Below are 22,597 nucleotides of genomic sequence, written 5' to 3' on the forward strand. Positions count from 1 at the left end.
TCCCTCCTTTGGCTTGGCAAACTTCTTACACTTCTCAGCTTAAATAGGCCACCCTCCGTCGATTCCAAACCTTCCACAAAACCCACACATAGCGCCGGATTCACGCCTCACACGGCCACAGGAGGTCGATGCTGATGCCGCTCTCGCTCACACTCAGCGACGAGCGACGCTGCCAACACTGCAACGAACACGTCCCCCAGAACTTCCGCCGCGTCTACGGCGATAAACACGATATCGCCCACCGCTGCTTCGCCTGCGACAGCTACATCCGCATCTCACAAGGCACCGCCGCAGGCCTCAGCGTCCACGTTCCAGACCCAGACGAGTACTCCTACCGCCGCCGGGAGGACCTACGATGACCCCCGGACAGAACAGCACGTCCGAGGGCACAACCTGCCCGAGCTGTGGCCGCGCGATACAAACCACTTCCATCTCAGGCCCGTCCAAGGCGCACGCGAGCCCATGCGGCTGCACCTTCCCGACTGACCTTCTCGACGGAGGAAGCCAATGAGCACCGGCCTTCGGCCCGACGCGTTCGAGCCGGATGTCGGCCCAGTCGAACACAAAGCAGACGTCAACTGCGAATTCATCGGAACGTGCGACCGAGACGCCGTCTATCGGGTCGCCGTTGGTGGACTCGGGAGAGACGAAGCCTACTGCCCATTCCACCTCGCATGCTGGCGTTTCCTGCACCCGGAGAAAGCCCAGCGCTACGACGATCTCACTGTCGTCGAAAACCTCTCCGACTATCTCCCAGAACGAGCACACACCTCACTCGATGACCTGCCACCGTGGCTCTCGCGACGTGGCCGTCAGGTCTCTCGAATCGGCCTCGACCACCACGGCCACGCCCACTACTACGGACGAGATGACGAGAACCGTCTCATCATCCTCGTGCTGGATGAACAACTCGAACTCGTCGACCAGGAGAACGAGGAGAAGCCAACGCTCGCACGCTACCCCTCAAATATTAGGTGTGGTCATGCGCTCGAACACTGGCTCAACCAAATCAACTCCCTCATCGGCTGGATACAGGTCGACCCCCACGTAACCGACCAGCGTCCGGAGCGTGATGGCCAGTGAGTTCCATCGACAATGCAGACTGGGGACTCACCGTTGAGACAGCCGCGTGCGAACGCTGGGGGTTAGAACACGTTGCGCACGAAGCGAGCGAGCCTGACTGGCATGACGCGGTCGCAACCGAGGGCGTGCAGACCGGCCCAGAGACGCGCACTCCCGGGCTAGTGGTCCTGCGAGAGGGCGCGCCCATAGAGATCAAAGCGTGCCGCGCACGCATGACTGACGGCGCGAGCACGCGACGTGGCCGCTGGTGGATACGTGAACGCTCACATGAGCGCCTCCTCGCCGCTGAAGGTGCGTACGTGCTCGCGGTCTACGACCCCGACTGCGTCGATTCAATTCGGAGACTCGCACTCCTTGATGCCCGAACCGTCGATTCACTCATCGAAACCTGGTCTCCGTGTGGAGCCAGTCACCACGCGGAATACGCCGCACGACTCCCCTGGTCGCGAGTGTTCGACTCACTGGACGTGGAGGCTAAGCCGTGACCCGCTACGCGTGTGACGACTGCAGCGGGGAACTCACCTACCTCAAGCAGACCACGAACGTCCGCGGCCAGGTCGTGAGCGTTTATCGGTGCACCGACCCTGTCTGCTCGGTCGACGAGGTCGAGCGACGATGAACGTCTGGCAGCTCCGAAAATGCCAGCGTTGTGGTTCACTCCAAGTTCACAAACACAATCACCGACACCGCGATATCGTCATCACGATTCTCTGCGAGGCCTGCAATCGCCTCACGAAACATCGCCCACTCTGCAGGGGTGAAGGTGCGTGACCGACCGGCACCATGTAGGCGATGATAGAGACGAGGTCTCGATGGCGGATATTCGACGCGAAGACCAAGACGCAGAGACGCAAGAGGAGTACCTCTTTGGGGGTAACTACAAGACCAACGAGTGCTCCGAACAACCGTCTCTCCCAATCGCTGCCGCAGGCCAGATGGCTTGCCGATTCTGCCACGAAGAATACCAGGGGATTGCAGCAGACTCAAACCACACCTGCGAAGAGCGTGAGAATCGTAGGCTACGCACTGATTTCTCGACGATTCGACCCGCAACCCACGAACTCAAAAGCTGGCTTCTCTTCCTCGACGACCCAGACAACCCCTACTACGCAACCACCCCCAGCGAAGCGATGCTTTCGGCGTACTTCGCGCTTACCAACACCGCCCTCGACACCATTCTGAACGAAGACGTTGTCTTCACTCACCAGGGCGAACTTTGGCGCGTCAATGACGACGAAAACCAGCCTCGCTACTGGGAGGGTGGCATCGCCGGTCGCGACCAGGACGTCTTCGACCGCTTCATGGAGTTCAAATTCCGGCTTGAAGCAGTCGAAACCCCCGAACGTGGACTCACTATCACGGTCTCACCTCGATTCCCGGACGCTCGCCATCACAAAGACGAGACGAAATCGCTCGGTTTCCCAGCTGAAATCCCTCCGGGAGTCGCATTACAGGCTCAATCAGCCAACGTTGACCCCGACGAATACGTTCCCCTCCTGCAAGCTTTCGCTGACGTTGTCGATGTGAATCCGAAGTACTTCTCAGAGGAGAGACTCGCCGACCAGGTTGAGAACGACGACGGAGAAATCACCTCGTACTGCAATACTTGGGCGCTTGCTCGCTACGTTCGACTCGACCGTTTCGCCACTCGTACCCTCACCGGCCACGAGGGCGTCTTCCACGACCTCGCGAAAGCATCCATGCAGAACCGAGGTCGCGGCTCGTTCAAATGGGACGGTGAAAAAGCCGAGGGCTACAACGACCGCGTCGTCCTTTCTGGCCAGGACTGGGGACGACTCATCACTGGCCACGAGTGGACTGCACGGGCGAAAGTCTATCACCCACGAAAGGTACGTAGCGAGTTTACGGCACTCGACGGAGACGACCCGCTCGCCCACCAGAAACTCGAAATCAACTACGCGAAGCTCTCAGGTGATGGCAACATTCCCTGGCATGCTCTCGACGACGTCATCAGAGAGTTCGATGAGAAGCTTCTCGCCGTTCTCTCGGAAGCCGGACTCCCCACCCACGCTCATGCAGACACATTCATCGAGGATCATCACTTCAAACGCATCGAACACGACCCAGACATCCTCGTTCCCGATCTCGGTCTTGACACTGTCAAAGCGGTCGAACAGCAGGTCGCCAGAGACACCCTGCTGAGTGCAAATCTCGGAGAAAAGGAACTCTCAGTCGCACGCATGATGGCTGACGGTGGCCGCAGTGCCGTCGAGGTGGCGAAAGAAGCGGGTTGTTCGACTTCGACGGTGTATCGAACCATCAGCAAGCTCGGTGATGCAGCCGACACCTTCGGCAACGTCGTCGGGTACGTCGATGAGTACATTCGTAGCGAGGTCTCCTCGCTCTTCCAATCGCTTGAACGCACTGCTCAGTACACTGAACGCCGGCTTTCTGAAGTTGCAGCCGAAGCTGAAGCGTTTGCGAACGATACCGCAATGGGCCGCTGGGTACGAGCCCACGGCGTCAAACTTGTTGAACGGTATAACCAGACCACGTTCGAACTCTCAGGTGCGCTCACGCGAGCGGACGTCCAGCGCATAATGCGCGAGGGCTACGCGGCCGCGAAACGCACGGGTAGTAAGGCCGTGCTCACGCTCACGGACGCGCTCGTTCGCTGGCACAACCCGGATGGTGACCTTCGCAACTCAAGGCCATTCAGTGTGCTTAGCAATTCCGTGCTCACCCTCTTCGGCGCACGCATTGGGCCCGCCCCCTGACGCCCTCCAGCTGAGTGGCGACACTATCCTCACTCCAAACTCGCGGTAATTTCTTCCTCATTCTCGCCCCAAAATTCCGTGTTTTCTAACATCCATCTCATTCCACGTTGACCAGCGGCAGCTCACGGTCGCGTTCGCTCCCGTGGGACGGGACAGCCCCCTTACGGTGTGTGCCTAAAGGCACGGCACAAAAAATACCCCGCAGAGGTTAGCGTAGTTCCACTTGATGCAGTTGAAATGTACCCACAATCTCCCCTCCCTGTAGAATCACTATATCATTTTTCCGGTGAGTGTGCTGATTCCACAACGCGTATTCATCATCGACTTGGTAGCAGTGGCGAAAGCAAGACACATCGCAATAGGGTATATTGGCACATAGACCGGGAATAGCGCAGAGTGAGTCAATGGCTGGGGCCGTTCTGTTGCTGATGCCAAGCAGATTCGAGGCGAGTTGTGATCTGACTTGTCACTTCCCAAAAATTATGATTGTTGGTAATATATTGCATATTTGTGCACAGAATTCGGTAAGTAATCACATGCTACTCTGCGGGTGGATACTGCCTGGCGAAATAAGGCCACCAAATTCAGGGCCTTATTCAGCATGATTGGTCGCGGAATAATTGCGAGATAGTCTGACAAGACCACCAATATCTCGTTACTCACCCGGATTAATTAGTAGATAAGAAGTCTAAACCCGGCTCGTAAATTTTTACAAGTCAGAATAAGGCCAATTTCATTGAAATTAGCGGCAATTATTTATATAACGGGGTCGTAGGGTCGGTACAAACGATTACTATGAGCGAGGAAGAAATCAGTAAATCGATTGACGGAGACGGTATTGAGATTGATGGAGTGCCGACAGTCAGTAATGGCGAGGAAGAGAGTGGGTTCAATTTCAGTGAACCCATAGACCTGACTCCACAAAAGACAGGGCTGTTAGACCAACTTCGGGCCGACCTTGATATAACAGGGTCGTTCGACGAAATCGGTGACAACTCTCTAGATGCCTTCGAACGGGTTCGTGGTGGAATGGGAGCGCTGCGAATCGAAGTCGAACACCGTAAGACAGACGAGGGCGAAGAGGAACTCGTAATCCGCGACAATGCAGGTGGTGTCCTACCGGCGGACCTGAATGTGTTCTTTTCGATTGGGTCCCGCGCAGGTGAAACCGGTGGTAGGAGTGTTCAACGGGGTGCTTACGGTATTGGGCTTAAGAAGGCGACACTTCGATTAGCTCAAGAAGTCACCTTCGCAACGCGGCATCAGGACCAGAAAGGGAAGAACAACCCCGGCTACGGGTTCACCATTTCTGAAGAATGGCTCAAAAGAGAGAGTGACTGGACGGTCAACCCCGAACCGTTCGACATTGAGGCCGGAACCACCGAAATTCGACTCAGAGGCCTCCGATTCGACTGGGAGGAGCACGAAGAAGACATCCGAAAGAGTCTCGCATCAACCTACCGCCGGCAACTCGGCGGGAGCCCCTTCACCGAGAATTTCGACGTCTCCATCGAATTTCAGGGCGAGCCCTTAACACCTCCAAAAGGCATCAACTGGGGGTTCCCTGCCTTCGACGAACTCTGGCCTCGGGAATTCGTCATGCAGATTGCTCCAGATGATGTCGACTTCGAACTGGAATCTCCAATCAAAATTCGCCTCGTCGTAGGACTTCTGGCGGAGAAGGACACAAATGCTACAGGCACCGACCTCTACGTTCAGAACCGGCTCATCCATGAGGCTCGAACCGATGAGCAGGGTGGGTATGATGTCCCTGGGGGACTCCCCTCGTTCAACGATGCCCAGCACGGGCGGTTCAAGATGTGCGTCTCTCTGGAATCGGAGGCTGATGCTGCCGATCTGCCCTGGAACACGACCAAGGACCGTATCTTCCCCGAGGACGAGAAGATGGTCGCAGTCTGGGAGAAATTGAACAACTTCGTTGACCGGTACTTCGCCGCAAAGTTCAGCAACGTCCCAGCGGATTACCTCGCGTTCGCGGCCGACGACGAAAAGGCGGCCAACAATGGCGAAATCGACGGGCCACTTGATTATTACGACCGTCAGAGAGTAACAGACAAGCCCATAAACGGGTTCCCGGACGTGAAACAGGTCGAGACCACGGCCCAGGCGCACGCAAAACTCGGCATCCAGCGGGCCGAATACTTCAACGACGACGACACGACCCTCCGGAAGCAGAAGCAGCACGTCTACCTGACCCGGACGGCGACCTTGTTTAAGTCTGAGTTCGAACCGGGGACTGAGTACCTCAATGCTCCGAAATCCATTATGGCGATCCTCCCGGACTTCGATGACGAGGATGAGGTCAATTTAACAATCGAGGAGGTGAAATTCGAAGCACGTCACCACGCCAGGATGGGGGTCCGGTACACGGGCATCGAACCGTGGAAGGAACCGCTCTATGAGGCGTACCTCCGGTTATTCGCGGGTGATGAATCAGAATTCGAGAACCTCACCGCTGTAGACGAACGGCCGCCCCTTCCCGACGATGGTGATGGTGACGGGCCCGATGGGCCTGACGTCAAGGGCACCAATAAATCCGAGGAGCGGTCGTTCGAGTTCAGCTCTGAAGGCTTCGAGACGGTCACAAATGTGTTCGGACTAAGTGACGATATGACTGCACAAGAACGCGGTGAGCGTATTGAGACTGCCGCCAAGCGACTGAAGGAATTGGGCTTTAGCCTCTCGTTTGAGTGATTATGGATTCCGAAAAGGCACTCGAGCTCAACATCACCGTGAACCAAGCTGGGGGTGGAACTGTGACCGCGACAATGCATGACAGCTCAGTCGAGGAGCGACTCCAACTCCTCAACGCTCGCGGAGCAACGCGTACGGGCGACACTTGGCGCTTGGAGACCGACGACATGGGTGCGCACGCCGATGCCGCCCAGTACGTAATAAAAATGGTCTCCGATATTCTGACGCCGAAAGAGACGCCCGGGGAGGCTCGACAGGCGACCTTTGAGCGAGATGGGAACACTTGCCGCCTCTGTGGGGCAAATTTCGATGCCCCAGCGATCAAGGTGTCACGTGACCGTGTCAATACCCGTGTCCTAGACCACGTCTATCCACAACGCGACGCAAAACCCATTCATCGCCCCCATGAGACGTGTAATTTAGTGACTGTCTGCGGTGGGTGTGATGATGTCTTCCTTCAGGGAGATAAATTCCGTATTGTTACAGACCGCCTGGGCTATCGGCCGCCGCCTACAGACCGACAACTCATCGCCTGCATACAGAAACGAGGTATTATCCGGTCTGATTGGGCGTTAGATAAACTCAACGCGTCTCGAGAGGAGCCGGATCGACTGGAGCATGAGTACATCGCCGAGCGCCTCGGGGCATTAGCACAGATAGAGCTGATGAAGCCGTTACCCGATGTCGCGAAGAATGAGGGATTCGAAGTGTATGCGGTCAATATCTCTCATAGGGCGATCGTGTTTCTGGACCACAAGGCCGTTGACCGCCATCCGCGGCTACCGCAAGGCTTCGAGTTCGTAAACTCGCTGAACGGAGAAGACTATGTCTCGATGAACGAACAAAAGCGGGGGCGTGGGTCAAGCACACCCGCCTGAGCACGTTTTTCCAACGTCTGTGCCAGTAGGGAAGCCGCACGCATCAGAAGGAGTGGAGTCTCGAAGGGGTTGCTGCACTGTTTTCGAGTCCGTTGAGAGCGCTTATGCACTCGCCTACGATTCCTGTGAATTCGACGTCATGTGAGGGATGTTACATGATAATCCGACGTATCGCTTAATTCTGGGGTTAGAGGTGTGATGCTGCGTGAATGGCGTTAAAGAAGTTAAATCCCAAGTTCTGAGAATTCCAATTCACCATCTGTAGTTCCAAATACTTCGTTTGAATCTGGCGCGATACCGATGTCAGCCAACGACCTATCGACGAGCGTCGTCACGACCTCGACGTCTGACCACGTCACCTCACCTGATAACCGAGCGCGAGCGTGCGCCTCAGCAAGCCGCTGCACCGCATCGAGCATTCGGGCGGTCACCGGCAACGGAGGCCCGTCGAGGTCGGCCTCCTCGTCCTCGCCCTGGTAGCGCGCCGGAAGGTCGGTCTTCAAATCCGCGAACCACTCGATGAGCCGCTCACGAATCGCCTCGTCCTTGATTACTGGCTGAATCTTCTGCGCCTCGATAACGTAGGCACGCCACGCCTCTGGCTCGATAGAGGGCTCAACTGCATCCAGTTTCGAACCGTCCACGTCGTCACCACGCGCCAACTCACCCGACGTCTGACGCGACTCAACCATGTGCTTACCAATCGCCCGCACATGCTCGCGGTCCTCGACCTCGCGCATCGTGAAAATCAAGTCGAACCGTGAGAGTAACGGCGACTGCAACTCCACCTCATCGACGAACTCGTTGGCCGGGTCGAAGTGTCCGCCGACCGGATTCGCCGCCGCCAGCAACGCCGTCTTCGCCGGTAAAATCGCGTTCTTCCCGGCTTTCGTGACGCGCACCTCTTGGGATTCGAGCGCCGTGTGCAGCGCATCAAGGTCGGACGTATCGCCCTTGTCGAGTTCGTCCACCACCGCGACGCCCTTGTTCGCCCGCACCAGCGTGCCCGCTTCAATCGAGAACTGCTCGTCAGAGAAATCATCCTTCGTGATGGCTGCAGTAAGCCCCGCTGCGGACGAGCCCGTCCCGTCGGTGAGCGCCGACCGAGGCGAGAGACGCGCCGCCGCTTCCAAGAGATTCGACTTCCCGACGCCCGGATCACCCAAGAGGAAGATATGGCTCTTGCCGCGATGCAGGGTGCCGTCCGGGGCGTGGCGCGCCCACGAGCCAAGAATCTGCAACACAATAGCGCGTTTCACATGTTCGTCGCCCTTGTGGCCCGGAGCAAACGACTCGACCAACGTCGCGAGCGGGTCGGGCGTGTTCGCGATACGCTGGATTTCCTCAGCGTGCTCGCTCGTGTCGACCTCGCGCGGGTCTGCGTTCTCGGGGATGACGTTATTCACCAAAAATCGCTTGCGAAAGCGCGCGCGTCGCTTGTGCGAGTAGGCGACGTACTGACCGACCAACGTCACCCGCTGGCCGCCCTCGATGGTACCGCAGATGTCGTCGAGCAGGTGGCAGTCAATCGACGCCGTGGCTCCGTCGACCGCTTCCTCGGGTGGCTGCTGCAGGCGAACCTTCTGGTGGTCTTCGAACTCACTTATCCGCTCGTTCAGCCGGAAGGGGCCTTGTGTGTCACAGCCCATGCACTCGAACGGCTCGCGAATCGTGCCGAACCCTTGCGAGAGTTTCGAGTCCAAACCGCAGCGCAAGCACTCGAAAACTCCCGTTTGCAAGAGCGGGCCGACGTCGGTGCGTTTCGTTATTTGTCCCTGGAAGGCAACGAGCCGGTCTTTGTGCTCGACACGCTCCTCACCCACCGACAGCGTCACGTCCTCGGGCAGTTCGACGAACCGCACATGGGATTGGCTCATCGCGCCATCGGGGTCGGGATACTGTGCGAGGGCGGCATCGAAGTGGTCAAGCATTATCTCAGGCCGGGTGACGACGTCGTCTGCGAGCCCGGGCGCGACCTCGACGAGCGCCTCAAAACTCACTTCCAACGAAACCCGCTCAGGGTAATCGTCGAACAGGTCGAGGATTGCTTCGTGGCAGATGTCACGCAACGCGGTCTGGCACCGCGAAACGACGTCGCTCATACGAACCACCCGATGAGCGTTTGCACGTCTGGCAGCGCCCGAAGAAGCTCTTGAGCGCGCCCGAGGTCAATCGAGATGAGTCCCAACAACAACAGGCCCAAGAACACAACCACGACGGTGCGCGCCGTCTGCAAGCCGCTGGCAGCTAGGTGGCCGGCGGTGCGAGCGCGCCCCGACCACGCGACGAGCGACACCAACACCAACAGCAGAGAGACGCTCACGCCGCGCACGCCAAGGCGAGAGAGTAGGTCTGCAATCGCCTGCTCGAACACTACTTCTCCCTCCCGACGAGTTCGAACACCTGTTGCGGCGTAGACGCTCTCTTCTCTTTCTCCTGTCGCCAACTGTAGATGAGGTAGGCGACGAGCAGCACGCCCGCGATGCCAGCCAATGGAAGGGTCGCAGAAAGCGCCGTCCGCACTGGCCCGAGAATCGCATCCGGCGCGAGTAACATGATACCGAGCACGAACGCCACGCCCACGGCGAGCAAGACGATAGGTCGCCGGTAGACGGGCAGTCCGTCAGGCGTGCGTCGTTCGGTGTACGCGACCGCGAATCCGATGATGGCGAGCACGAGCACTGCAATCAGGCCGGGATTCATCACGGGCATCGCCTCGACGACGGTGTTCGTCGTCTGGCCAATGAACCCGCCCGGCCCAGTTCCGACGGGGCCGGTTGAGGTCGAGTTGCCCGAGTCGGCGCGAATTTCGAGGGTGCCCTCTCGGTCGCTCCCTTCGAACACGGCTGGCTCGCCCGCCTCTGCCGAGTCGAGTTGGATGCCATCGCTCTCAGAGTAGAGAATGTAGCTCGTTCCCGAGTCAGCAGCCAAGTGCGTGAACTCGACGTCGTCGCCGTAGTTCGCACCCGGCGCAACCTCAAAGGTTGGTTCCGTGCTCGATGGCGACGAAACCGAAATCCAGACCTCGCCCGTCAATGGCTCAGCCTTCACAGGAATCGACGACACCCGCGCGGTGCCCCCAACCTCGGCTGCAGGTAACACAAGCTGCTGGCCGCCGTTACTCGCGATGACCGTGTGCTCGTCCCCGTTCCACGTTTCGTTGTAGAGATAATGCACGCGGTGGGCGTCTTCGGTGCCGCCCACGGCGATATACGAATTATTGTTCCAGTCGTCGATGCGGATGCCGCTATCGAGCGACTCACCAACGGGCGTCGGGTCGGTCACCGTTATTGCACCGTTGTTTACACTCACTTTGCTCCCAACCGCACGCACCTCGATAGTGTCGCCTGCCGAAATCTCCCCGAGTTGCGCCGTGAGCGTCGTCCCCGTGAGCGAATACTCAGACGGCGTGAGCGGGTCCCACGCGCCGCCGTTCGCGCGAACTTCGAGCGAACGAATCGAGTAGACGGTTTGGTCGAATGGAACGGTGAGCGTCGCGTTCTGCCGGTCGCTCGAATAGGTCTTGCTCACGTTGTAGCGCTCGCTCCATTTCTCGCCCTGGTAGGCCACCGACTGATTGTCGACGGCCTCGTGGCGGTAGTTGAATCCAACTTGGCCGGGCGCGGCAGACCCACCCGGCGAGGTTACCGAGATGTTGATTTGGTTGGTGCCCTCGCGTACCCAACTCGTGCTCGTGTTGAGCGAGACCGTCTCGCCGTCTGCGAGGGTTCCTGAGTGTGAGACCACGTTGCCGTTGACCTCGACGCTCGGGTCGGTCGTCTCGGTCACTTCGCGCATCGCGAGCGCGACATCCACGTCCGAGTTGTCGGTCGAGATGTCGAGCGCGTTGTCCGCGAGTGAGAGCGGCGCGTCGTAGGTGACGGTCTCGCCGGGGTCGAGCACGCCCGAATGCGTGATTTCATCGCTTGCGTCCCCGTCGAGGTCGATGCCGACGTCTTTCGTTTTCTGCACTTCCTGCATCACGAGGTCGACCGTCACGTCCGAGTTGTCCGTCGAGATGTCGAGGCTCGAATCAGAGGTCGAGAGTGGCGCGGCATAGCTCGCCGTTTCGCCATCGTCGAGCACGCCCGAGTGGGTGATTTCGTCGGTCGCATCGCCATCGAGGTCGATACCCACGTCCTTCGTCACCGTTCGCTCGCGCATATCCAGATACCAGTCAACCGACCCACCCGAAAACTGGAAGTCGAGGTCGCTGGCGTCTTTCGAGAGGTCGAAATCAACCACCGTTGTCGAATTAATGGCGGTAGTCCCGAAGTTGTGCGTCGTGCCGTCCGAAGCAACCACTGTGAGGTCGCCCGGTCGCGTCGTCACGCTCGCGTTCACCGCCCGCGAGGTCGTGCCCGTCCCGGTGAACGAACTCCACGTGCCAGACGGTGAGTTGTCCGTGCGCACTTGGTAGAGGCTATCTCCCGAGACGTGCCGTAACTCAATCGTGACCGTTCCACCCGTCGTCCGATAATCCGAAATGTCGACCGTGTGCGTCGTCCAATCTGTCGAACCGGAAAGCGTGATTGTCCCGACTTGCGTCCCACCCGAATAACTCCCATCCGGCGCGCCTTCAACAACGAACACGTCGAAATCCTCGCCACCGCCACAGGAGAACGTACAGTCCGCTTCGATAGCGAAATCCGTCAAGATGGCATCCGCGCCAACATCCATGCGAATCTCCATGTTGTCGCCATTTCCGAAGCCAGATTCCGTCCCGGTCTGCGACGAGAACGGACTATAGGAGCCTTCCTGTGCTGTGACGCTTAGTCGCGGCTCGGTTGGCTGGTAGCTCGGACCTATTGGGTCGCTATTCCCGCCGATGCTGATAGCCGTCGCGCCGCCCGTTATCGTCCCCGATTTATCCTCGTCGGTGAGTGTTTCGATGCCGGTGAGCGTGATTTCTGGATTATTCCCCGCTTCTGGCCCGGTTGGGTCGAGATTCCCACCCACGTCGATAGGAATGCTCTCACCGTCTCCTTTGGTCGCCGTGTAGTTATCCCACGTCGTTGAGCCCACACCCGTCAGCGTGATTTCGGGCGAGCCACCCGGCCCCGTTGGCGAGGTCGTGCCATCCACCGCAATCGGAATGGTGCCGCCGTCTGATTCGACCGACGAGTAGTTATCCCAGTTGTAGCCCGTCGAGCCCGTCACGTCCAGCGTGAAGTTCTCGACCGCATCCAGGTCGCTCACTGTGTAGCTGTACTGAGCGCCGTCGACCGCAGGCGAGCCCGTCAGTTGGATTTCCCCGCTGAAGGTGACGACGTTCGTCGAGAAATGGGGAACGTCAAACAGCAAGAGGTCGCCCTGTCGCGTCACGGGTGCAGTCCACCGATCCCCAGACTCGTGGACGCCATACACAGCAGGCGGCACATAGCCAAGTGAGTTCTCGACTGCCCCGACTGGCACTGCAATCTGCCGCCCGTCAGCGTTCACATCGTCCGAAAGTACAAGCGCAAATTTCGGATTCGAGCACTGCGGGTTCTTCTCGGCTGCAGGTCCGTTACAAGCGACTTGGCGACCCATCGCTCGGGCTTCCGTCGAGATTGTCACCTCCAACGTCTCAGCGTGCTTTGAAGACATCACCGAACCTCTGAGGTCGTCAACCGTCGGCATCTTCTCTTTCGCGTGGTCCGGCACGTCGGCTTTGACGTTCGAATCTGGAACGCCGACCATTCCGGGAGCGCTCGCGAGCGCCACGCCCGCACCTGCGCCCACCGCGCTCACGAGTATGAGCATCGCGAGGGCTATTGAGGCGAGCGCGCGCGAGAGGCCGGGGCCCTCACTGCGCCCACGCCCGGGGGGTGTTTCCATATCAGTCTCAGAGTACGCGCGCGGGAGGGATGACAGAACTCCGAGAAGTTCCGCGAGATTTCGGCTCATGCCCCCACCTCGCTTCCCTCGGCCCCTGGTCGACGGGGCTTCGAATCGGTTGGAATCCGAGCCACAACGATTTCCGTCGACTCATCGCTCATCACGACCTCGACGTGGTCGCCCCGGTCGCGGAGAACGTCGAAGGTGAGTTCCTCCCACGGCGAGACGAGGCCGTCGAGGTCGGGGTTCGTCACCGAGATGAACCCCTCACCCGGGTCTTTCACATACAGCCGATGATGAGTCTGGTTCTGCCACTCACCAAAGACGTTGTCGTCGAACTCCAAGCTCTGCGACGGCGTCTCGGTCTGCGTCCGCTGCGGCAGCACGTCCGGCTCGCTGAGGCGAATCCGCAGCCAGCGGTTGGCGTCCTAGTCGAGGCCAGGAATATCACCCCACCCAAACAGCGACATTTGGGCCTGCGTGTAGCAGAGGCCCTCGCCAATCGACCGACGAGACATGATGTCCGAGTGCATCGGCACGGTTTTGAAGCCGACTGGCACCGTCGAACGCGGCACCTTCGTCGGGTTTGGTGTACCATCGGGCATCTGCACGCGCCACTTGTGCTCGCGTCGGATGTCGTTGTGAACGTTCTCCTCGTAGTGACCGAAGTTGTAAATCGACAACAGCGCACGCCGCGAGTCCGCCCAGATGCCACGAAGCAGACCGATTTTATCGTAGAGCCGTCGGCCCTTCTCGTTCTTTGCGCGTTCGGGCACCCAGTCACCGATTTCGTCGAAAAACAACGACTGGAATCGGAACGGCCCGTGCTCGACGCGAGCGAGCATGAACGCAAACCACCAGTCGACGACGGGCGTCGCGGGCGTCTGTTCGTCGGCCTCCCAGCGAGGAACGAACGGGAGCGAACCCGCCACGCGGTCGCTCTCTGCGGTCAACTCCTCACAGCCCGAGAAACTCGGGTCGGGGTAGATGACGTGGAACGACCCAGGTGTGCGCTCGCCCAGCTTGCTGACAAGGTCGAGCACGTCGTCGTAGAAGACAACGTCGCGAACCACGTCGGCCACGTTCTCGACGACGTCCATCGGCTCGTCGCCGGGGTCGTCGTCTTCGCGCATCCAGGCGGCCTCGACGCTTGCGTGCGTTGGCAGCCACAGCGTCGTCCAGTTTCGGAAGGGCAGCCAGCCCGACCGGCGCGACGAGCCGCGCCAGAGCGCGTCGTTCGGCTCGACCTCGACTTCCTCGCCGTCGACGACCACGCGGTCGTCCATGACGCGCACGACGAGGTTGCCCGCGAGCGTGGTCTTCCCGCAGCCACGCTCTCCGAGGAAGAAGCAGTCCGTGCCTTTCGGTGAGCGCGTCAGCGTCGGATTTCGTTCGTGGACGACCATATCGGGGTAGACGTCCGAGGTGATTTGGCCGTCCTGGCGATTCTTCGCGTCGAACGCCGAGATGTCGAGTGGCGGGATGCCGTAGCGTTGTCTGATTTCGTAGGCGTCTGTTTTCCAGTATTTCGGTGCAGTGTGCGAGACGGACTGCTGGGTCCGCTCGCCCCAGTCATGCCCCTTCGGTGGGGTAGCATTATTTGACATTTATCCTCGTGGAGTGGTTGGTTTCGTCGCGTGCGTCTCGGGCACCTCAGTGGTGCGAGCGGCCAACCGTGCAGCCGCCTTGTTGAAACCGGGAAGCAGATACTCAGCCGCCCACGACTCGCGGAAGAACCTTGCGCGGGCGCTCGTTTTGTCAGTCAATCTCGCGCGCACTTCGAGGTCGAAATACGCATCCTCTATCGTCGATGATTCGAGTTCGGAGTAGGTCGCACTCACGGCGTACTGGCCCCAGATGAGGAACGCCTCGGGCTCGTCGAAGCCATCGAGCAAGCGCGACAGCGTCCACGCGCCGGCGTCGTCGAGCAGCGACATCCCCGGGCGCATCCCCGGATGGCGTTGCTTCGTCGGGTCAGGAGTCTCGCCCTGCTCATCTGTGTGGTAGTCTGAGGCTGTCCATCGGAACTCGCGGTTCGCCGCCTGCGTCGCCGGCAGCAGGTCTTTGGCCGCGATACCGAGGCGAATCTCTCGAATCCGTCCGGGCGAGACCGCCTCGATGGGGCCCCAGGGCGCACCGAGCAGGGCAGAGACGACGTCGGCGTCGCACGCCAAGCGTGGGAACCAGTCGTCGTCGAGTTGCCCAAGCGTCTGAATCGAGACCGCCTGCATCCACGTGAGGATAGCACAGCGGTCGTCGAAGCCATCGAGCAACGCAGAGAAGACGTTGATTTGGTCGGCAGACAGCTTTGCGAGCGCTGGCCGGTCACTGACGGGGGGCGCGTCACCGAGTGCGTCAGCGACGCGACTGTGCGCCGAAAGCGCGGCCTCACTCATCGTCGTCCTCCTCTGGCTCTTGGTTTCCGACGTAGCGCTCTGCAATCTCATCCATCTGCGAGGCCGAGGCCTTCCCGGCGAGCGCCTTGTTGTCGGCCTTGTTCGCGGCCTTCTCGCGGTGGTGCATCTCGAACAGCGAGTCCCACGACTTCACGTCACCAAGCTTGTCGGCGTGGTTGATGATCGTCGCCAGCGCGTTTCCGTAATGCACGGGCGCGAGCTTCACCCGGAAGAATCCGGGCACGGGCGCTGCGACCTTCCACACGAACAGGATACCGCCGCCGACGAGCAGGCCAATCACGCCCGAATCAAGCAACAACGACCCGAGCAGATACGAGGCGCTGAGCCCGGCGATGCCGCCGAGAATGGCCCGCCAGTTCGTCCGCATCGTCCCGTCGTCGTCTTTGTAGCGGAGTTCGGGGAACTCGATAGAGTGGCTCTCAGGCTGGTATGCAGCCGGTGAGTCCGTCTCTGGGTCGAGTAAGTAGAGTTCGCTGTATGGGCCGCCCTCGACGTCGATGCGCGTGTGCAGGTTGCCCTGCGCTTCGAGGTCGGCGCGAGCGCCCCGGAACCGCGCGATGAACTTCCAGAACCCGCTTCGAATCGCAGACCGCGTGCCGTCGCTCCCGCGCACCATGCGTTGGACGAACGCATCTGCAACGAGTCGTCCGGGCGCTTGTTCCAGATTCACCTTCGTCGAGCCGCCGTCGGTCGCGGGAGAGACATCGACGACGTCCTCGTCCGAGGTCGCGCCGCCGAGTACGGACGGGTCGGTCGCATCCGACTGTCGAAGCCGGAGGAACAGCGCGAGGTAGGTCTCGTCACCGAACCATTCGACGGCGAGAATCCCGAGCAGGATGCCGCCGAGAATCGCGAGCACCCACGGCGCCGTAATCAGGGTGTTGCTGATTTGGTCCCAGAACAGCAACATCGCAATCACGATCCCGATGAGCGCGAGTACCCAGACGAGCAGCGAAATGTCCGGGCTCGCACGCGCTTTCCGCACGACCTTCCGACCAACGAACAGCGTCGAGGCCGTGAAGCCACTGAACGGCAGTACGATGAACGCGAACGCCCACGCAAGTCGCCCGCCAGCGGACGTCGTCTGCACGCCCTGTGCCGCTTTCGACGAGTGGTGAACGAAGTGCCATCGCGTCTTCGTCGGATTCGTCAGACAGTTCGACTCGCTCTCTTCTTGAACGCACATCACGACGTTGACGGGGCCGTCATAGTGCGGTTTGAGGTCGATACGAATCGGGGGCGAGTAGCCGCCGGGCACGGTGGCCGACACCGACTGCGTCGAAACGTTCGTCGCCACCTGTCGGGTGACCGTTCCGTTCTCGGTTTGCACCGCCCGCTCATCGACCTTGTAGTAGGCAAGGCGAACGGTGAGGTTCTTCGCGTCGAGGCCGTAGCCGCGCTTTGAGTGCAACTGCAGGTGGTTGCGTTTCACGGTCTCACCAGGGGCCATGAACGACCACAACCCCGAGTCCTCGCCTTCAGGGACCCAAATGCCAGTCGGCAAGGTTTGAACGGCGTACTCGCCATATGTCCCACTCGCACGGACTGAGTCGGGTGCGTTGGCGGGTTTCTCACCACCGGCTTGCAGCTGTTGCAGACTGATCTCTGTCGTCGTCGCCTGCTCGTCGCTCTGTGCGACCGCGGCAGGCACGAATAAACCAGCGACCACGAGCGCGAGGCAAAGCGCAACGACAGTTCGCCGCACGACTATCGCGACCTCCGCCCACGCGATTGGCGTGCTTCCTCACGCTTGCGAGCCCTCTTCGTGCGATTTGCGACGATGGTCGCGCCACCCATGATGATGAGCGTCAGCCCGAGCAGTTGCCCGCCCGAAAGCGCCACCGTCCCTTCAAGACCGAGCGCGCCGAGTCCGCCAAGGACAATTCCCCCGATCATCTGGGGTGCTGACGCGATGATCTCCCCAAGCAGGTTTCCGAACTCAGAGAGGTTCATCGACGCTTCCCAGAGTGCGCCGAGCAGGCCGACGCTCGCTGCGGCGAAGAAGCCAGTAATCCCACCCGTCCATTTCCGGGCTTTGCCGCCGACGATGATACCGGCGTCGTAGCCGGTGTTTCCGCGTTGATACTCTTGGACTGTCCAGACGCCAAAGACGAATACGACGAGTCCAGCGACCGCCCAGAGCCAATGCTGAGCAAGCCACGCAAGTACGTTCATACGCCCACCTCGCGGGCGTTCTGTTCCGTTGTCTGTCGATTATTCTGTGTCATGAGTTGTTTCGCTTCTTTCGTTTTTTGTCTAATCCGACGAGCATTGAGCCGAACATCACCACCGCTGCCATCAGAAAGATGCCGTCCCACGGCACCCCCGGCAGCAGTTTCGGCCCGATGTATTTGCTGAACAAGCTAACGGCTGGATAGTACAGGCTCGGGTGTGCCAGAAACGACGGATCGAGCAGACCAGTCAGGAGGAACCACGCGCCCCCACCGATGGACAGCAGCGTCCCGCCCACGGTTGCGAGCAGGCGATTCCTTGTCATCGAATCAACCCTCCGAGACCGGGCACGACGTCTGCCACCACACGCAAGACAACGACCACGAGCGCGCCGAAGACGAACGCGACCACGACTGCGGCGAGCGTCCCTGCAAGGGGAGCCCCAAGGCCGAGGTTCACGAGACCGCCGCGCATTGAGCCGAGAATCATCGACGGAATTGAGGTGACCGCTGTCGCGACGGGCGCAAGACCAAGGCCCACCGAGTCGAGTGACATCCCGATCATGTCCTCGACCTTCTGAAACGCGAGGTCGATGAACGCGATCGTGTACTGCGTGGGCGTGATGATGAGCGTTTTAACGAGCCAGACGATGACCGTCCCGAGAATGAACGTCTTGGGGTTCTTCGCGAACTTCTTGAGTTCGCCAGGAACGCCCGCGAGGCTGTCCCAATCGACCGCACTCTCGGTGACAGTCGCCGGTGAGTCGTCGCCGTCGCTGGTGCCTGCGCCCTGAAAATTCGCGTCGTCGCCGTCCCCGCCGTCGAACGAGCCGTCCGGGCTCGTGCTCATGCGTACGGCCTCCGCTCCCACAGCAATGCAATCACGGAGAGGATGACGATGGCTTCAGCTGTGAGTACGAGCGGCGCAAACGGACCGGTCTGTGTCGCCTCGACGAAGCCGACTTGCCACGACTCAATGACGAGCGCGGCAGAGCCACCGAGTGACTCACGCACGAGCGTCGCGAGGAACTCTCCGAAGCCGGAGACAGCCCACACTTGGACGCCAACAAGCGACTCAACAATGCGGATGTAGCCGCCGACGATGACCGCGAGAATGCTGCTCGCAACGGCCGTCGCAATCTTCGCCCACCTGAGTTTTGTTTCGTCCTCGACGAACCGCTCTGCAAGCGTGGTCTTGTCAATCCCTCCCTGAGCTGCGTCTTGGCTATTGACCATGAGTTACCCCCAAAATCGCAGCGTCGGGCGCGGTTCGCCAGCCAGCCATGGGTTAGTCCTCCTCGCCGTCCGAATCGTTGCCGATGAACGGCAGGTCGATTCCCAATCCTGGGACGTCTGAATCGCGGCGATCCAGGTACCAGGCGACGATGGAGACGACGCCGATCGAGACAAGCGTGGCAATCCACGGCAGGAACGGGCCGAGTTCCGCGAACGCCCCCGTGTCTATCGACCGTGCCGCGCTGTCGAATGCTTGCCCGATGAAGCCAGCTGGTGCGGTGGTGATGGCGTTAATCCACGTCACCCCGCCGAGCCCGAAGGCGTCGATGAGGCCCGTGAAAAAGCCCGTGACTGCGTCGATGCCAGCCGCAAAGCCCGCGCCAACCGCGAGCATGAGGCCGCCGAGAATCCCGACGAACGCCTCGCCAAACGTCTCCCAGCGGTCGTCCGCTGTGGTGAAGTAGGACAGGGCTTTGTTCAGCCGCGGGTCGTCAGATGCCATCGGCCTATGCCCCCGTGTCGTCTGATTTGCCGAACTTCGTGAGCACGGCCAGCGAGCCCGCAATCGTTGCGAATCCGGCCATGATCCAGTTCATGAAGCCCGCCAGCAGGCCACCATCCTCTTGGAAGCCACCCGCAGACTGACTCTGCTGCAGCGCCATGAACTGCTCTTCGTCGAGTTTCAGCTCGTACTTCACGACGTGGAGCGAGCCGGGCTGAATCGTCGAGTCGAGCGTGACGTTCGTTCCTTCGCCCGTGTAGAGCGAGGTCTTGTCCGACCACTCGGAGTCAGAGATGTTTTCGAGTTCAGTGTCCTCGCTCACGCCTTCGGCGAGTTCCACCGAGATGATGCGGTCTTCGGTGACCTGTTGTTCTTCGACGAACTCTGCGTTCGCGTAGCTCAGGTCGTAGGAGTCTTCTGGCCCCATCCGCACGTAGATCGTTGCGGTGCCGTGGTAGCCAGGGTACTTGTCGGTCTGTTCGAACTCGGCCATAATGTCCTCATCTCCGGTGAGGTCGGCGGTGCCGATGGCAGAGAAGGTGAGGTCGCGGATTTCTGCGTCGTCCGCCCACGAGCCGAGCGTCGACAGCGAGTGAACCGAAATCGCTCCTGCGGTTTTGACCTCGTAGATTTCGCGGGTTTTGATGTCTTCGTCTGCGTTCTCGTACTTCTCGATGCCCAGCTGGTACTTGCTGAGTTTTTCGAGGTTGAGCAGCGAGACCGAGATGTCTGCGTCGCCGTCGATGACCCGAACTTCGACACTCTCGATGTTGTCGAAGGTACCGTCGCCGTTCGCCACGGTCGTCATCTCGCCGAGTTGGCGCTGGAAGACGTAGCCGTCGCCCGTTGCGTTGGCGATGAAGTCCTCGCCACTCGACCGGGAGGTGTTGACTTCACCGACTTTTTCGTCGCCGTCTTCGTCGATGACGGCTACCTCAACGATAGTGCCCGAGTCGAGCGTGTCGATGTCCATGCCAACCTGCATGAAGCGCTTGTTCTCGTCACTCGTGACCGAGAAGTTCGAGAACGTGTAGACGACGGTGTCGCCGCCGGCCATTGCACCGTCGGTCTGGAACCGAATGGCGTCAACGTCGGGGGCGACTTCGACGTTGGCGGCGGCGTTGCCGCTGCCGCTGGTTGCGCCGGCGTTGTCGACGCTCCATTCGCCTGCGTCGAGCGCGCTCACGTTCTCTTCTTCGTGGGGGAATGCGCCCCAGTCGGAGTCGTTGACGTGTGTGGCGGTGAAGCTGTAGGGGTTGAGCAGGTCGCTTGATTGGTTGACCTGCGCTTCCATCTTGACGACGTCGCCTTCGTCGTTTTCGTATTTTCGTGCGTCTTCGTCTGTGACGCCCCAGTCCATTTTGTGGACGGATTTGGTGACGTCGTAGTGGTGTTCGGGTGCGGGTGCTGCGTCTGCGCTCCAGTTGACGCCGCCGACGACTGCGCCGGCTACGGGGACGGCGAGCAGGATCGCGGCAAGCAGCACTGCGAGCGCTGTTTGTGAATTGAATTTGAATTTCATGAATGAACTCTCGTTTCAGGCGAGAGCGCTCCTTGATCTGGTGGTGGTGCCTGGTGCCGCGTCTGAACCCTCCCTCGACAATCCCACCATAGTAGTACGTCACTGCTGTGCGGCCTCTCGGGGCCGTGAGTTTGCTGAGTCATAGTCGATACCGGACGCCTGTTTCGCGCGCGCCCGATACCGACCGCGTCGCTACCTCTCGGGATAACTGTCAGGAAAATAGCCACTCTGTAGGCGGGTTACCCTACTACTCCACCAAGGCTTATGTAGGGGTGTATCGACGGACTGCTGTCAATGGCGATTCGAAAACTCAGAGCAATCGATGGGTCTGGTTACGTGAGTTTGTCAAAAGACGATCTTCGGCTCGAAGGACTCGTCGATGAGGATGGAGAGATTGTGGAGGGACAGTCGGTACATGTTCGACACGAAGGCGATGGCGAGTGGCGACTGAGATTGTTGGGGCAAGACGACTGTATAATTGGATGAGAATTAAGAAGGGATGGATATCTTCAATTCAGTAATTCTAATTATTTCAATTAAACTATTACAATATTAATTAGTTGTCGTCACATAACAAACTTATTTAGGCTGAATGAAGGCCCCCACACCCCAAAACCTTATATATCTAGAATAGCGGAACCAGTCGTAATGATTCAAAATCATAATCATTATTGCACTAATTGTTCATTGGACATTCCATTTTTAGAAAATCGATGCCCTGCGTGTGATTGTGAGCAAGGCTGGCCAACCAAAGCAATTTGTTTTGCTTGCATCCAAACTGTTGATACAAAGTACAATGGTTACTGTCCATCTTGCAACACTCAGCTAACGGATTGGAATATTGTAGGTTATCAAATCTGGCAAGAGGGCTTTCAGAAAGAATTCTTAGTTAGTGAGAACATCGATCACCCTGAATCAGCGGGTTTCAATCTTGGTTTAGGATGGCCTGTTGGCCAACGTGCAGACTATCGACTCCCACTTCCTGACAACAGCGAAATTCATGTTAAGGTGTACGAGGATCATTACAAGGTTCACAGAGATAAACGAACAGCTAACGACCCCATTGGTCATTTGATTCTGGATGCACCAGTTCAGACAGCTGTAGTCCTAGTAGGAGCTTACTTCATATTGAAATCATGAGGGACTCCCAAATTATTTGATTTCCGGGGAATTGATTTTTCCAGATTCCATTCTCACACCCCTATTTCAGATACGACAAGTATGTCATTGCGTCTCGGGCGATGTGGTCGGGTTCAGGCCCCAGGTAGTTCTCTCTGAATGTCTCTCGACCACTAGCAGTCATCGCCCATCCGCCCCAACCCATAGTGAGTTGCTCTGCGATGGGCACGCCAGAGAACGCTAAACTGTAGTAGGTATCCGTGGCCCAGGTTCTCCGGAGATCGTGCATTCCAACGTCGTGCCAGAGGCCCTGTTCTCGTGGATTAGTTGTTTGCTCAGCGACAGACTCTCGAGCTTCTTGAATCCAGTTCCTGAGAGTCTTGGTGGTGACACCGA

21 protein-coding genes are annotated in these 22,597 nt (G+C 59.2%); 8 read left to right on the forward strand and 13 right to left on the reverse strand.

Annotated features, from left to right (window positions below; genetic code table 11):
• Window positions 1-134: 134 nt before the first annotated feature.
• From V5N13_RS16960 to V5N13_RS16990, 7 genes are all read left to right on the forward strand, one after another.
• Complete coding sequence (locus V5N13_RS16960; protein ID WP_336361785.1) at window positions 135-359, forward strand: DUF7563 family protein; 225 nt, start codon at window positions 135-137, stop codon at window positions 357-359.
• Window positions 360-507: 148 nt separating this feature from the next.
• Window positions 508-1,083, forward strand: coding sequence for a hypothetical protein (locus tag V5N13_RS16965; protein ID WP_336361786.1), 576 nt, complete (start codon window positions 508-510; stop codon window positions 1,081-1,083).
• Complete coding sequence (locus V5N13_RS16970) at window positions 1,080-1,568, forward strand: hypothetical protein (protein WP_336361787.1); 489 nt, start codon at window positions 1,080-1,082, stop codon at window positions 1,566-1,568. The genes V5N13_RS16965 and V5N13_RS16970 overlap by 4 nt, the downstream gene beginning before the upstream one ends.
• Window positions 1,565-1,702 (forward strand): hypothetical protein, encoded by a 138-nt coding sequence (locus V5N13_RS16975; RefSeq protein WP_336361788.1) that lies wholly within the window; start codon window positions 1,565-1,567, stop codon window positions 1,700-1,702. The genes V5N13_RS16970 and V5N13_RS16975 overlap by 4 nt, the downstream gene beginning before the upstream one ends.
• Window positions 1,703-1,895: 193 nt before the next feature.
• Window positions 1,896-3,821, forward strand: coding sequence for a DUF7845 domain-containing protein (locus V5N13_RS16980; RefSeq protein ID WP_336361789.1), 1,926 nt, complete (start codon window positions 1,896-1,898; stop codon window positions 3,819-3,821).
• 795 nt (window positions 3,822-4,616) lie between these two features.
• Window positions 4,617-6,536, forward strand: coding sequence for an ATP-binding protein (locus tag V5N13_RS16985; protein WP_336361790.1), 1,920 nt, complete (start codon window positions 4,617-4,619; stop codon window positions 6,534-6,536).
• A gap of 2 nt (window positions 6,537-6,538) precedes the next feature.
• The gene (locus V5N13_RS16990) at window positions 6,539-7,414 is read left to right on the forward strand and encodes an HNH endonuclease (protein WP_336361791.1); all 876 of its coding nucleotides are present in this window, start codon (window positions 6,539-6,541) and stop codon (window positions 7,412-7,414) included.
• Window positions 7,415-7,638: 224 nt separating this feature from the next.
• On the opposite strand, the gene V5N13_RS16995 is transcribed toward V5N13_RS16990, so the two are convergent.
• Genes V5N13_RS16995 through V5N13_RS17055 form a run of 13 tightly spaced genes read right to left on the reverse strand, consistent with a single transcriptional unit; the run spans window position 7,639 to window position 21,082 of the window.
• Window positions 7,639-9,516 (reverse strand): minichromosome maintenance protein MCM, encoded by a 1,878-nt coding sequence (locus tag V5N13_RS16995; RefSeq protein WP_336361792.1) that lies wholly within the window; start codon window positions 9,514-9,516, stop codon window positions 7,639-7,641.
• Window positions 9,513-9,788 carry a hypothetical protein gene (locus V5N13_RS17000; RefSeq protein WP_336361793.1) on the reverse strand — a complete coding sequence of 92 codons (276 nt, stop codon included), beginning with the start codon at window positions 9,786-9,788 and terminating at the stop codon, window positions 9,513-9,515. The genes V5N13_RS16995 and V5N13_RS17000 overlap by 4 nt, the downstream gene beginning before the upstream one ends.
• Window positions 9,788-13,303: a hypothetical protein gene (locus tag V5N13_RS17005; protein WP_336361794.1), complete on the reverse strand. Its 3,516-nt coding sequence runs from the start codon at window positions 13,301-13,303 to the stop codon at window positions 9,788-9,790. The genes V5N13_RS17000 and V5N13_RS17005 overlap by 1 nt, the downstream gene beginning before the upstream one ends.
• A complete protein-coding gene (locus V5N13_RS17010) occupies window positions 13,300-13,620 on the reverse strand; it encodes a hypothetical protein (protein WP_336361795.1) in 321 nt (106 codons plus the stop codon). Before V5N13_RS17010 ends, V5N13_RS17005 begins: the two co-directional genes overlap by 4 nt.
• A gap of 42 nt (window positions 13,621-13,662) precedes the next feature.
• Window positions 13,663-14,841, reverse strand: a complete 1,179-nt coding sequence (locus V5N13_RS17015; protein WP_336361796.1) for a hypothetical protein — start codon at window positions 14,839-14,841, stop codon at window positions 13,663-13,665.
• Complete coding sequence (locus tag V5N13_RS17020; RefSeq protein ID WP_336361797.1) at window positions 14,842-15,630, reverse strand: hypothetical protein; 789 nt, start codon at window positions 15,628-15,630, stop codon at window positions 14,842-14,844.
• Entirely contained in the window at window positions 15,623-17,356 is a 1,734-nt protein-coding gene (locus V5N13_RS17025; RefSeq protein WP_336361798.1) for a hypothetical protein, read from the reverse strand. The genes V5N13_RS17020 and V5N13_RS17025 overlap by 8 nt, the downstream gene beginning before the upstream one ends.
• A 2-nt stretch (window positions 17,357-17,358) precedes the next feature.
• Window positions 17,359-17,826, reverse strand: a complete 468-nt coding sequence (locus V5N13_RS17030) for a hypothetical protein (RefSeq protein WP_336361799.1) — start codon at window positions 17,824-17,826, stop codon at window positions 17,359-17,361.
• 49 nt (window positions 17,827-17,875) lie between these two features.
• On the reverse strand, window positions 17,876-18,148 hold the full coding sequence (locus V5N13_RS17035) for a hypothetical protein (protein WP_336361800.1): 273 nt from the start codon (window positions 18,146-18,148) through the stop codon (window positions 17,876-17,878).
• Window positions 18,145-18,672, reverse strand: a complete 528-nt coding sequence (locus tag V5N13_RS17040) for a hypothetical protein (protein ID WP_336361801.1) — start codon at window positions 18,670-18,672, stop codon at window positions 18,145-18,147. Before V5N13_RS17040 ends, V5N13_RS17035 begins: the two co-directional genes overlap by 4 nt.
• Window positions 18,669-19,058 (reverse strand): hypothetical protein, encoded by a 390-nt coding sequence (locus V5N13_RS17045; RefSeq protein WP_332898743.1) that lies wholly within the window; start codon window positions 19,056-19,058, stop codon window positions 18,669-18,671. Before V5N13_RS17045 ends, V5N13_RS17040 begins: the two co-directional genes overlap by 4 nt.
• A gap of 52 nt (window positions 19,059-19,110) precedes the next feature.
• On the reverse strand, window positions 19,111-19,560 hold the full coding sequence (locus V5N13_RS17050) for a hypothetical protein (protein ID WP_332898744.1): 450 nt from the start codon (window positions 19,558-19,560) through the stop codon (window positions 19,111-19,113).
• Between the two features lie 4 nt (window positions 19,561-19,564).
• Complete coding sequence (locus V5N13_RS17055) at window positions 19,565-21,082, reverse strand: hypothetical protein (protein WP_336361802.1); 1,518 nt, start codon at window positions 21,080-21,082, stop codon at window positions 19,565-19,567.
• A gap of 648 nt (window positions 21,083-21,730) precedes the next feature.
• On the opposite strand from V5N13_RS17055, the gene V5N13_RS17060 reads away from it, so the two are divergent.
• On the forward strand, window positions 21,731-22,222 hold the full coding sequence (locus V5N13_RS17060; RefSeq protein WP_336361803.1) for a hypothetical protein: 492 nt from the start codon (window positions 21,731-21,733) through the stop codon (window positions 22,220-22,222).
• Window positions 22,223-22,597: the final 375 nt, after the last annotated feature.

It is taken from the genome of Haladaptatus sp. ZSTT2, from assembly GCF_037081775.1.
GTDB lineage: Archaea > Halobacteriota > Halobacteria > Halobacteriales > Halococcaceae > QDMS2.